12 protein-coding genes are annotated in these 12296 nt (G+C 60.6%); 4 read left to right on the top strand and 8 right to left on the bottom strand.

Annotated elements, in window-relative coordinates:
* Window positions 1-28 precede the first annotated feature (28 nt).
* The gene (gene zntB / locus AWX27_RS00225; protein WP_060418599.1) at window positions 29-1012 is read right to left on the bottom strand and encodes a zinc transporter ZntB; all 984 of its coding nucleotides are present in this window, start codon (window positions 1010-1012) and stop codon (window positions 29-31) included.
* Between the two features lie 228 nt (window positions 1013-1240).
* On the opposite strand from zntB, the gene AWX27_RS00220 reads away from it, so the two are divergent.
* Both AWX27_RS00220 and AWX27_RS00215 read left to right on the top strand, forming a co-directional pair.
* Window positions 1241-2263: a hypothetical protein gene (locus AWX27_RS00220; protein WP_060418596.1), complete on the top strand. Its 1023-nt coding sequence runs from the start codon at window positions 1241-1243 to the stop codon at window positions 2261-2263.
* 194 nt (window positions 2264-2457) lie between these two features.
* Window positions 2458-2706 (top strand): hypothetical protein, encoded by a 249-nt coding sequence (locus tag AWX27_RS00215; RefSeq protein WP_004930507.1) that lies wholly within the window; start codon window positions 2458-2460, stop codon window positions 2704-2706.
* Between the two features lie 159 nt (window positions 2707-2865).
* Here the strand turns inward: AWX27_RS00215 and AWX27_RS00210 are convergent, their stop codons facing one another.
* Both AWX27_RS00210 and AWX27_RS00205 read right to left on the bottom strand, forming a co-directional pair.
* Complete coding sequence (locus AWX27_RS00210; protein WP_060418593.1) at window positions 2866-4500, bottom strand: peptide ABC transporter substrate-binding protein; 1635 nt, start codon at window positions 4498-4500, stop codon at window positions 2866-2868.
* 160 nt (window positions 4501-4660) lie between these two features.
* A complete protein-coding gene (locus AWX27_RS00205; protein ID WP_025302994.1) occupies window positions 4661-5011 on the bottom strand; it encodes a hypothetical protein in 351 nt (116 codons plus the stop codon).
* 206 nt (window positions 5012-5217) lie between these two features.
* Here AWX27_RS00205 and mpaA point away from each other — a divergent pair, with 206 nt between their 5' ends.
* Entirely contained in the window at window positions 5218-5925 is a 708-nt protein-coding gene (mpaA, locus tag AWX27_RS00200; protein WP_060418590.1) for a murein tripeptide amidase MpaA, read from the top strand.
* Window positions 5926-5928: 3 nt separating this feature from the next.
* Here mpaA and ycjG read toward each other — a convergent pair whose 3' ends face one another.
* Window positions 5929-6903, bottom strand: a complete 975-nt coding sequence (gene ycjG / locus AWX27_RS00195; RefSeq protein ID WP_060418587.1) for an L-Ala-D/L-Glu epimerase — start codon at window positions 6901-6903, stop codon at window positions 5929-5931.
* A 225-nt stretch (window positions 6904-7128) separates the two neighbouring features.
* Between ycjG and tpx the strand changes: the two genes are divergently transcribed.
* The gene (gene tpx, locus AWX27_RS00190) at window positions 7129-7632 is read left to right on the top strand and encodes a thiol peroxidase (protein WP_004930536.1); all 504 of its coding nucleotides are present in this window, start codon (window positions 7129-7131) and stop codon (window positions 7630-7632) included.
* A gap of 57 nt (window positions 7633-7689) precedes the next feature.
* On the opposite strand, the gene tyrR is transcribed toward tpx, so the two are convergent.
* The 4 genes from tyrR to pspD form a co-directional block, all read right to left on the bottom strand.
* The gene (gene tyrR, locus AWX27_RS00185) at window positions 7690-9261 is read right to left on the bottom strand and encodes a transcriptional regulator TyrR (RefSeq protein ID WP_038880356.1); all 1572 of its coding nucleotides are present in this window, start codon (window positions 9259-9261) and stop codon (window positions 7690-7692) included.
* A 313-nt stretch (window positions 9262-9574) separates the two neighbouring features.
* On the bottom strand, window positions 9575-10636 hold the full coding sequence (locus tag AWX27_RS00180) for a YcjF family protein (RefSeq protein ID WP_004930545.1): 1062 nt from the start codon (window positions 10634-10636) through the stop codon (window positions 9575-9577).
* The gene (locus AWX27_RS00175) at window positions 10633-12030 is read right to left on the bottom strand and encodes a YcjX family GTP-binding protein (RefSeq protein ID WP_033632929.1); all 1398 of its coding nucleotides are present in this window, start codon (window positions 12028-12030) and stop codon (window positions 10633-10635) included. Before AWX27_RS00175 ends, AWX27_RS00180 begins: the two co-directional genes overlap by 4 nt.
* A complete protein-coding gene (gene pspD, locus AWX27_RS00170) occupies window positions 12011-12277 on the bottom strand; it encodes a phage shock protein PspD (RefSeq protein WP_072035771.1) in 267 nt (88 codons plus the stop codon). Before pspD ends, AWX27_RS00175 begins: the two co-directional genes overlap by 20 nt.
* Between the last annotated feature and the right edge of the window lie 19 nt (window positions 12278-12296).

Raw genomic sequence — 12296 nt, 5'->3', positions numbered from 1 at the left:
ATGTTAACCGGGTTTTCGTCATTTTTGCCTACAGCCAGCGGCTGCGCTTCAACCACCAAGCGACGCCAAGCACCAACCCGACCAGCATCAGGCAAAATGCCGCAAAACCGAGGGGATTACCGCCGCCCGGAATGCCGCCAAGGTTGACCCCGAACAACCCGGTCAGGAAGGTGGTCGGCAGAAATACCATCGCCAACAATGACATGGTGTAAGTGCGGCGGTTCATCGCGTCGGCCATCACCGTGGTGATTTCATCGGACAAGATGGCGGTGCGCGCGATGCTGCCGTCCAGATCGTCCAATCCCCGCCCCAGGCGATCGGCGATGTCCTGCATGCGGCGGCGATCGTCGTCGCTCATCCATGGCAGGCGATCGCTGGCCAGCCGAGCGAAGACGTCGCGCTGCGGCGCCATGTAACGGCGCAGCACGATCAGCTGTTTACGGATCAACGCCAGCTGGCCGCGCTCCGGCACCTGCTGCTCCAGCAAGGCGTCCTCCAGATCGATAATCTTGTCGTGCAGATCCTCGATAAATTCACTGGTGTGATCGGTCAACGCATCGGAAATCTCCACCAGCCAGTTGCCGCTGTTGGTCGGCCCGGCGCCGCTCTGCAGATCGTTCACCACCTGATCGATGGAGTACACCTTGCGGTGCCGGGTGGAGATAATCAGTTTATCGGTGATGTACACGCGGATGGTCACCAGTTGATCCGGCCGGGAGTTGGCGTTGAAGTTAATGCTGCGCAGGGTGATCATGGTGCCTTCACCCTGGCGGCTGACGCGCGGCCGCGAGCTTTCGCCTGAGAGCGCCTCGCGCACCGAATCCGGCAGCAGCGGCGTGGTGCTCAGCCATTCGGCGCTGGCCGGGTGCGCATAATCGAGATGCAGCCAGCACGGCGCGTCGCAGGTGATCTTGTCATCCTGCTCGATCGGCGTGACGCCGCCCTTACCGTCCAGCTGATAAGCGTAAACCGCATCGGCGACCTGCAGCTCGCTCCCCTCAATCACATCCATTCATTTATCCCCTCAGTCTTGCTTATGTTGCTGAGTCTAGCGTTAACACCTTGGAGATCAAAGGCCAAGCTGTAACGCCAGTTTTCACGCCGGACAAAAAGCGTGCTCTATACTTCAGGCGAAGCCACATTTGCGAACGGGTGAGGAACGACGATGGCGGGAAGTAGTGAATCAGGCGCAAGACATTTTGCATTGAACCTGGCTGTGCTGCGGTGCCTGTTCTGTACTATGGCGGCGCTGCTGCTGTTCGCCAGCCAACCGCTGCGCGCGGAGCCGGCGCTGGAACGCATGTCTACCCCTTTACGGGTCACGACGGCCGGCGGCAATTTTTCTTACTATGTCGCCCAGAAGCACAGCGCCCAGCCGCATAACGCACTGGTGGTGATGCACGGTCATCCACGCGACGCCGTTAAAACGCTGCAAGCGGCGATCGACGCCGCGCAGGCGGCAGGAGCGGGAGACGATGCCTTACTGGCCGCCCCGCTGTTCCAGGTGCCGGAAAAACTCGCCGTCCACTGCCATTCCGCCGGTCTGCCCCAGCCGCAAGACGGCGACGCCCTGTGGCGCTGCGGTTCCTGGATCGAGGGCGGTTTGGATAATGCCGGGAAGACCGGTTCGTTCAACGCCATGGATAACCTGCTGGCCGATATGAAACGGCGCTGGCCGTCGCTGCAGACGATCACCCTGGCCGGTTTCTCTGCCGGCGCCCAGTTCGTGCAACATTATGTCGGCTTTGCCCATCTGCCAGGCGGGGTGCGGCTGCGCTATGTGGTGGCCGATCCCGGCAGCTGGCTCTATTTTGATAATCTGCGCCCCCAGCCAACATATGGGGGAAGCTGCGGCAGTGAAACAGCCTGCCGCTTCCGTTGGCAAACGCTGAACGCCGGCCAGTGCCCACAGGCCAACCGGTGGAAATACGGCCTGGAATCGCTTCCCGCTCACCTGCAGCGCACTGCCGATGCGGCCCGCGGGCGCTATGCCGCTGCGGATATCTCCTACCTGGCCGCCGCCGGTGATACCGGCACCGCGCCGGGCGCCTACTATCGGATACTCGACAAATCCTGCGCCGCCCAGCTGCAGGGCCCCTATCGATTGCAACGTGCCCTGGCCTATGCCGACTATGACCGGCGTTACCTGGTGCCGGATAAGCCGCATCGGTTAACGATCGTTCCCGGCTGCGGGCACAACGTCGCCTGCGTCTTTCCCGCCCCGGCGGCCAGGCAGGCGCTTTTCCCCATTAATGCAGACTAATAATAACGGCAATGAAATAAACCATTGCCGATAAATCAGGCAATATCGCCGATAAAGCGCTGGCAAAGCCGTTATTATTATGACTTAACATATTGCTATCAATTTTAATTCAAAATGATAATAATAAATCAACACAAAGCTGTTTCAGCGCAAATTTTAGGGGCATATACTTTTCTCACTACGAGGAGGTAGTTATGTTACGCGACCATTTAAAAATAAACGCCAGCGATACGCTGGAAAAAATCAGTAATATCCATTTGCAAAACCAGGGCCAGGAAGAGATCAGTGAGTTTGTGGTGAAGAACGCCGCCGGCCTGCAGATTGGCAAGGTCTCCGTCCACGATCGTTTCAGCACCCGACGCTCGTACCCCACCAGCTACCGCATCACCCAGACCGACATGAGCGGCCGTGTGGTGGTGGATGCCATGCGGGACTGTCTATAAGCGTAACCTCTCTCTGAAATAACGAAATAATCATATGATGATGGCAACCCTGTTTATTATTAAACGGGGTTTATCGCGTGGGAAAATTAATTATCGCCTTCGTTGCATCGTCGATAAAATAAAGCCCCCGCATTAGGCGGGGGCGATAAATAAATCGATTCAGTGTTTGATGATATACATCGTCTGGCTGTAGGCCACGTCTTCCGGGTTGGTGATCGGGTAGCCTTTTACCCACGGTTTGATCAGGCGGCCGTTGGTGTACTGGTAAATCGGCGCGATCGGCGCCTGGTCGGCAATGATCTGCTCCATCTTGTTGTAATCGGCGGTCACCGCCGCCGGATTGGTTTCCCGCCCCGCCTGCGCCAGCAGCTTGTCGTAGTCCGCGTTCTTGAACTTGGCGATGTTGCCGCTGTGGGTCGAGGTCAGCAGTGACAGGAAGGTCGACGCTTCGTTATAGTCACCCACCCAGGAGGCGCGGATCACGTCGAAATTGCCGGTGTTGCGGCTGTCGATATAGGTTTTCCACTCCTGGTTTTGCAGCTTGACGTCAATGCCGAGCTTCTTCTTCCACATCGAGGCCACGGCGATGGCGATCTTCTGGTGGCTTTCCGAGGTGTTATACAGCAACGTCAGCTTCAGCGGGTTGTTCGGGCCGTAGCCGGCCGCCTGCAGCAACGCCTTGGCCTGCGCGTCCAGCTCCGCCTGCGATTGCTGTTGCAGCAAACTCGCCTCCGGTTTGAACCCGGCGGTCACGTCCGGCGTGAAATGATAGGCTGGTTTTTCGCCGGTACCCAGCACTTTTTCCGCGATAATCTTGCGATCGATGGCGTAGGACAAGGCCTGGCGCACCCGCACGTCGTTGGTCGGCGCGCGCTGGGTGTTGAACGCGTAGTAATAGGTGCCGAGCTGATCCGGTGTGTACACCTGCCCCGGAATGTCTTTCAGCAGCTTCTGATACATGTTTTTCGGGAAGGATTCGGTGATATCGATGTCACCTGCCAGGTAACGCTTGGTGGCGTTGGATTCCTGGTTGATGGGTACGAAGGTCACTTTGGTCAGCACGGTATGCGCATGATCCCAGTAATGATCGTTAGGCGTCAGCACCAGCTTCTCGTTCACCACCCGCTCCTGCAGTTTGAACGCGCCGTTGCCCACCAGATTGCCGACCTTGGTCCAGTCGTTGCCGTATTTTTCCACCACCGCCTTATTCACCGGGAACAGGCTGAAGTTGGCCGTCAGGCTGACGAAATAAGGCACCGGCTTGTCCAGCTGCACTTTGAGGGTATAGTCGTCCGGCGCCGACACCCCCAAGCGATCGGCCGGCAATTTGCCGCTGATGATCTGCTCGGCGTTCTGGATCCCCGCCAACTGCGCGAACCAGGCGAACGGTGACAGGTTTTTCGGCTCTACCAGCCGCTGCCAGCTGTAGACGAAATCCTTCGCCGTGACAGGGTCACCGTTTGACCACCGCGCGTCTTTACGCAGATGGAAAATGTAAGTCTGGTTGTCGTTGGTCTGCCAGCGCGTGGCGACGCCGGGGATCACTTTCCCGTTTGCGTCCTGATTGACCAGCCCTTCGAACAAATCGCGCGCCAGCTGGGCCTCCGGCAGGCCAACCGCTTTAATCGGATCGAGCGAGGCCGGTTCGTCTTTAATGTGGCGCACGATTTCCTGTTTGGCCGCCAGCGCGGTGCCCGGGGGAACCTGCGCCGCCATGGCGCTGCTCATACAGGCGCCGATCGCCGCCGCGCAAAGCGCCAAACGAAAACCTCGTTGCATTTTTCTTCCCGTCATTATGATGTTCCCCCCGTTAACCATCTGAATTTTTTATCATATAGCACAAGATCCGTCCGGCCTAGCGCTCACGGCCGAGAAGTTGCAAAAAGTGCGATTCAGGCGATAAAAAAACCCGTGCGGCGCAGGGCGGCACGGGCGGTGTTTGCAGCAGCGACCGTCAGTCGTACAGGTGGATGCTGTTGATGCGGTAGCTGAACTCTTCGCCTTCTTCTTCATCGAACACGGTGAAAAAGCCTTTCTCGGCCAGCGGACGGGCCGAAATATCGGTTTTTTGCAGCTGGCGCGCGTCGGCGTCGTCGTAGCCGTAATCAAGGTAGAAGACATCTTTCTGGTAATCGATATGCAGGGTGAACGGATAATTCGATTCGTCCCCGCGCCCGTCGTCGTTTTTCACCACGCCGAACCACTCCCCCTGACGGATCTGGTTTTCAGCGTCCACGCCGCACAGCAGCGTGATGGTGTCATTTTCATTTTCGCTATAGCTGGCGATGATTCTGGCTACTGGCATGTTAAATCCTCTTGCGGGTGATTGGCTTAGCACTGCCGTTAGTATAACAACAGCGTCAGGCCAGGTGCGGTTTAATTGGCGTTTTCGCCGCCGCCGCGTCACAGATCGCGCAAACGCCGCACAATTGCGATGGGAAAGATGCCTCAAAGCGTAATACACTGAATAAAATGACAATGACTCTCGGCCTTTTACTCAGGGACAACACCATGACCGAACATCGACCGCGCAGTGAACGTGGCCAGTTGGCCGTCGCAGGAGAGAACTACGGCAGCTCGCTGCTGGGCGCGCCGCTGCTCTATTTCCCGGCGGCGGTCAGCGGCCCGGAGACCGGCCTTATCATCGCCGGCACCCACGGCGATGAGAGCGCCGCCATCGTGACCCTGTCCTGCGCGCTGCGCAGCATCGCCCCCGAGCGGCTGCGGCACCACGTGGTGCTGGCGGTCAACCCCGACGGCTGCCAACTGGGGCTGCGCGCCAATGCCAACGGCGTCGATCTGAACCGCAACTTCCCGGCCGCCAACTGGCGCTCCGGCGACACCGTCTACCGCTGGAACAGCGCGGCGCCGGTGCGCGACGTCAAGCTCTCCACCGGCGGGCGCCCCGGTTCCGAACCTGAAACTCAGGCGCTGTGTCACCTGATCCATCGCCTGAAGCCGCACTGGGTGGTGTCGTTCCATGAGCCGCTGGCCTGCATCGAAGATCCCGCCAGCTCGCGGCTCGGCGTTTGGCTGGCGCACAAGTTCGAGCTGCCGCTGGTGACCAGCGTCGGTTATGAAACGCCCGGTTCGTTTGGCAGCTGGTGCGCGGATCTGTCGCTGCCGTGCATCACCGCCGAATTCCCGCCGATCTCCGCCGATGCCGCCAGCGAGCGCTACATCGACGCGATGACCGAGCTGCTGACCTACCCGAATTAATCCCTACGGGGCGATATCGACGATCGCCCCGCATTCGAACGCCAGGCCCGGTTCGACGTCCCGCGCCAGCCAGGTCGGGCCGTCCAGATCGACGAAGCGCGCCGCCGGCGCCAGCGGCAAGGCGGCGGATATCGCCCGCGACGTACACAACATGCAGCCGAGCATGATGGCGAACCCTTGTTCGCGCGCGGCCTGCGCCAGCGCCAACGCCTCGGTCAAGCCGCCGGTTTTGTCCAGTTTGATGTTGACCATCTGATAGCGCTGCGCCAGCCGAGGTAGATCGGCCCGGGTGTGGCAGCTTTCATCGGCGCAGATCGGCAGCGGATGAATAAAGTGCTCCAGCGCGGCATCGTCACCGGCCGGCAGCGGCTGCTCCAGCATCGCCACGCCGAGATCGGCCAGCAGCTGGCAGCGCGCCGCCAGCCCTTCCGCCTGCCAGGATTCATTGGCGTCGACGATCAGCGTCGCCTGGGGTACCGCAGCGCGGATCGCGACCAATCGTTCGCTGATATAGTGATCGTCGAGTTTGATCTTCAGCAGCGTAGCGCCCTGCTGCTCCAGTTCACGCGCGGCGAAGGCCATCGCTTCCGGCGTGCCGATGCTGACGGTCTGCGCCATACGGATATGCGCCGGGGCCGTCACGCCGCTGAGATGCCACAGGCTCTGCCCGTGAAGGCGGCACTCGAGATCCCACAGCGCCGAATCCAGCGCGTTGCGGGCGGCGCCCGCCGGCATCTGCACCCGCAGCTGTTCGCGGGTCATGCCTTGTGCGATCGCCGGCGCCATCTCCGCCAACTGCGCCATCACCGACTCCTCGCTTTCGCCGTAGCGCGGGTACGGCGTGCACTCACCGATGCCGCGCACGTCCTGCTGTTCGATTTCGACCACCACCACCCGGGCTTCGGTGCGGCTGCCGCGCGCAATCACGAAGGCGGTATGCAGCGGCCAGGCTTCCGGGTAAAAACGCATGTCTCTCATAACGGCTCCTGAGCGAAAACTGCGCATTCAGCCAGGCTGATGCGCCGGTGATGTTTTATAGAACAGCCTAATATATACAACTATTTAGCAAACTTTGATATCCAATCCGCCCCGGTTGTCATAAACTGGCGTCAGGGTGTGAACCTGATGTTAAATGCCGTTGCCGGTGCGCCGTTTCATCAGGTTCATACCCTTTGTATAAACACCTGTAAAAGGAATCTAGCAATGACTCAGACAGTACATTTTCAAGGCAATCCGGTCAGCGTAGCGGGCAAACTGCCACAGCAGGGCGAACAGGCCAAGGCCTTCTCACTGGTTGCCAAAGACCTGTCAGACGTAGCGCTGAGCAGCTTCGCGGGTAAACGCAAAGTCCTGAACATCTTCCCAAGCATCGATACCGGCGTCTGCGCGACTTCGGTGCGTAAATTCAACCAGCTGGCCAGCGGCCTGGATAACACCGTGGTGCTGTGCATCTCCGCCGATCTGCCGTTCGCGCAGTCTCGCTTCTGCGGCGCGGAAGGCCTGAGCAATGTGGTCACCCTGTCCACCCTGCGCGGCGCCGAGTTCAAGCAGGCGTACGGCGTCGAAATCGCCGAAGGCCCGTTGGCAGGCCTGACCGCGCGTGCGGTCGTGGTGCTGGATGGCCAGGACAACGTGCTGTACAGCGAGCTGGTGAACGAAATCACCACCGAGCCGGACTACGACGCAGCGCTGGCTGCGCTGAAATAACAAAGCCGGCGAACGCCGGCTTTGGAAACCCGTTAAAGGCGCCGCAAGGCGCCTTTCTTATTCCTCGCCCTCGGCGCCGCCTTTACGGCTGCTCAGGCCATACTCGCGCAGCTTGTTGGCGATGGCGGTATGGGAAACGCCCAGGCGCTTCGCCAGCTTGCGGGTGCTGGGATAGGTGCGATACAGGCGCGTCAGCACCGAGCGCTCGAAACGCTTGCTGATGTCGTCCAGCGAGCCGTCCAGCACCTCGTCGCCCAGCGACATCTCCACCTCGAACTCCGGCAACACGATATCCTGCGGCCGCAGCTCATAGCCTTCGGTTTGCGTCAGCGCACGGTAGATGGCGTTTTTAAGCTGGCGCACGTTGCCCGGCCAGCCGTACTTGCTGAGGAAGCCGCCCAGATCGCTCGCCAGCTTGGGCCGCGCCACACCCTGCTCATCGGCGAAGCGCGCCACGAACAGCTCAGTCAGCGGCATGATGTCCTGCGGACGCTCGCGCAGCGGCGGGATGGTGATGGTCAGCACGTTGAGGCGGTAATAGAGGTCTTCGCGGAATTCACCGCGCTGCACCAGCTCGGTGAGGTTTTTCTGGGTGGCGCAGATCACGCGCACGTCGACGTGCACCTCATGCTCTTCGCCAACGCGACGGAAGGTGCCGTCGTTGAGGAAACGCAGCAGTTTGGTCTGCATGCGCGGCGACATTTCGCCGATCTCATCCAGCAGCACCGAACCGCCGTTGGCCTGCTCGAAGAAGCCTTTCTTGCCTTCCAGCGCGTTGGGATAAGCGCCCGGCGCATGGCCGAACAGCTCGCTCTCCACCACGTCATCCGGCAGTGCAGCGCAGTTCAGCGCCAGGAATGGCTGTTTGCCGCGCGGGCTGCGCAAATGGCAGGCGCGGGCCAAAATATCCTTGCCGGTACCGGTATCGCCGACGATCAGGAGCGGCGCATCGAGCATCGCCAACTTGCGCGCCTGCTCCAGCACGTGGCGCATCTTGGCGCTTACCGCGACGATGTGGTCGAATTCGGTATCGTCGTTCACCGACAGATTTTGCAGCTGGCGGCCCATGCGCGCGGTGGACTTCAGCATCACCACCGCGCCGACCGCGGCCGGCTGCTGCTGTTCGTCTTCCAGATAGATGGGCGTGATGTCCATCAGGAAGTCCTGGCTGCGAATCACCACTCGCTCGGAGTGCGGCGCCGTATGCTCGCTCTCCAGCCAGCGGCTGAAGTTATAGCCGCCGATCAGCGCTCCGGCGGTCTGGTTGCGGATCTTGTCTTCGTTCAGGCTGAACAGCGCCTGTGCCGCCGGGTTGGCCAGCTCGACCTTGCCCTTCATATCGATAGAGAACACCGGTTCCGGCATCGATTCCAGCAGCGCACGCAGCGCGCGATGCTCGCGTTCGGAAGGCATAAAGCTGACGGTGCGCACGTCGGTTACGCCGGCGATGCGGCGGATCTCCGCCATCAGCGCGCGGAAAGTATCGAAATCCAGCTGGGAGAAATTGAGGTAAATGCGGCCGATGGGATCGATCTCGATGCCACGTAAGTCAATGCTGCGCGATACCAAAAGATCGAGTAATTCTCGAGTGAGACCGAGGCGGTCTTCGCAAAATACTTCCAAACGCATCAGTGTTGGCCTTATCTCTGCAGGTGCGGGGATCGTTGACGATGATGATACTCCCTCGCACCGGGCGGTAGAAGCGATCTGTCAGCAAAAGTTGACAGAACTCTGATTTATTGCCGTGGTTGCTGATTTTAAACGCAAGCGGATAACAGTATCGGCGTCATTTTAGCCTACAAACAGAGAGTTATCACAACCAGAATTAATTTTGCAGAGATTTATCACGCACTCACAGGGGGATCGACTGTCGTCAAGTCTCGATTACGTTCGGCGTCGGCGCCGTTGAGAAAACGGCGCTCCTGAGAGCGCCGTCGTGGGGTCATTTGGCCTTGCCGTCGCTCTTTTTCAGCGTGTCTTTCAACTGGCCGATCAGCTGGCTGCGGAAATCGCCAAGCTTCGGCTTTTCCCCTTCCAGCCACGGCAGCGGGCGGCACAGTTCCATCGCCTTGATGCCCAGCCGCGCGGTCAACAACCCGGCGCCGATGCCCTGCGCCGCGCGCGCCGACAGCCGCGCCGCCAGATCCTGCGACATCCAGTCCATGCCCACTTCGCGCACCAGCTCGGAAGCGCCGGCGAAGGCGATGTTCAACAGCACCAGCCGGAACAGACGAATGCGGCTGAAGTAGCCCAGCTCGATGCCGTAAAGCGCGGCGATGCGGTTGATCAAACGGATGTTGCGCCAGGCGATAAACGCCATATCCACCAGCGCCAACGGGCTGACGGCGATCATCAGCGTCGACTCTGCGGCCGAGCGACTGATTTCGCGCCGCGCCTGGTTATCGAGCACCGGCTGCACCAGTTTGGCGTACAACTCCACCACTTCACGATCGTTTTGCGTTTCATGCAGCGACGCCTGCCAGCGCTGTAGCGCCGGATGCCCCTGATCCAGCCCGGCCTGACGCGCCAGCTTCTCGCAGAATTCGCGCCCTTGCCCCAGCCCGTGGCTATGCAACAGCTCGCGCGCCACGTCGCGCTCTTCCGCGCGCTGGCGCAGCCGATACAAACGCCGCCACTCGGTGACCACCGAACCGACGCCGGCGAACACGATAAGGCCGCCGGCCACGCCGCCGCCCATGGCGATCCAGTCCTGCTGCACCCAGGCGGTATGCACCCACTGCACGCCCTGCGCCACCACGCTGACGCCGAACAGCGCCAGGCCGGCGGTGACCATTTTGCGCCACAGGCTGCGTTTAGGTTTCAGCGCGGCATTGATGATGCCTTCGGCGCGCCCTTCTTCCTCTTCCTGCTGCAGCTCCGGCGCCGCCGGGAAAAAGCTTTCTGCCTGTTCGGCATCGAAAGCGACGCCGGCGCGCAACGCCGGCTCCTGCGGCGGCTGCAGCGGCTCGTCAAAATCGATACGCGGTTTGATCGGCTCGCTCATCGCAATTTGTCTCCCAATAAAAACTCCATCACCGCATCCAGACGAATGTGCGGCAACGGGGTGTCCACGCTCATGGCGCGCGGACGGAACTCATCGAAGTGGAACCCCTGGCTCTGCCAGAACGCCGGCCCCGGCAGGCGGGCGGGCACTTCGCCGGGGAACACCGTCAGCGGCGCGCCGTCGCTCAGGCGGTTGCCCTTCAGCGCCGGAATGCGTTGCCCCTGATGATCGACGATGCCGCTCTCGGTCGCCTGCACCGAGGCCAGGCCGACGCAATCCATGCTGATGCCCTCGAACGCCGCGTTCTGCCACGCCTCTTGCACCAGCTGTTGCAGCAGCGACACCAGATTGGCGTGCTGATCGGCGGTGATATGGTCCGCCTTGGTGGCGGCGAACATCAGTTTGTCGATGGTCGGCGAGAACAAGCGGCGAAACAGCGTGCGCTTTCCGTAATGGAAGCTCTGCATCAGTTGGGTCAACGCCAGACGCATGTCGTTGAACGCCTGCGGGCCGCTGTTGAGCGGCTGCAGGCAGTCGACCAGCACGATTTGCCGATCGAAACGGACGAAGTGTTCTTTGTAGAAGTTTTTGACGATCGACTGGCAGTAGTAGTTGAAGCGAGCGCGCAACATGCCGATGTTGGTGTGTTTGTCGGCCTGCGCCAGCTTCGATTCGCCGATCGCGGCCACATCGGGCCATGGGAAAAACTGCAGCGCCGGCGCGCCGGCCATATCGCCCGGCAACACGAAACGCCCCGGTTGAATGAAGTGCAGCCCTTCGCTTTTGCAGCGTAGCAGGTAATCGGTGTAGGCCTGAGCGATCGCCGCCAGGCGGTTTTCATCGGCCGGGGCCAGCGGATCGCAGGCCTTGCACAGCTCAAGCCAGGGCTTGGCCCATTCGGCGCGTTCGCCCTGCAGCAGCCCGGTCATCTGGCGCGACCAGGCCAGGTAGTCCTGCTCGAGCATCGGCAGATCCAGCAACCATTCGCCGGGATAATCGACGATCTCCAGGTACAGCGTGGAGGTGTCTTTAAAGTGGCGCAGCAGCGAGTCGTTGGAGCGGTAACGCAGCGCCAGACGAATTTCGCTGACGCCGCGCGTCGGCGTCGGCCAGGCCGGCGGCGTGCCGTACAGCTGCGCCAGCCCTTCGTCATAGGTGAAACGCTGGATGCCGAGATCGCGCTGCGGGATGCGTTTGACGCCCAGCAGGCGCTCTTCACGCACCGGTGAAAACAGCGGCATGCGCGCGCCGCTGTGCACATGCAACAGTTGGTTGACGAAGGCGGTGATAAAGGCGGTTTTGCCGCTGCGGCTCAGGCCGGTCACCGCCAGGCGCAGATGGCGATCCATTCCGCGGTTGACCAGCGAGGTTAACTCATTTTGCAGTCGTTTCATTGCTCTCCTTGACGTAACGCCCGAATGCCTTGTTCAGGCCTTTACGGAACAGCGGTTCCAGCACCAGCGCCAGCACGAAGCGCACCGGTTTGCGGCCGACGGTCTTCAACAGCCAGCCGGCGGCGCCCGCCGGGCCATAGTTCAATAACGCTATGATGATGACTTTAGCCAATGTCTTCAACATTGCCGCCGCTCCTCGTTTAAATCCACCCGTTTTGGCGGTGTTTGCGACATCGATTTTATTCATGACAATGCCCTCCGGCACA

The organism is Serratia sp. 2880STDY5682894 (assembly GCF_001537385.1).
Classification (GTDB): domain Bacteria; phylum Pseudomonadota; class Gammaproteobacteria; order Enterobacterales; family Enterobacteriaceae; genus Serratia; species Serratia nevei.
This window is presented reverse-complemented; position numbering and strand designations above follow the sequence as displayed.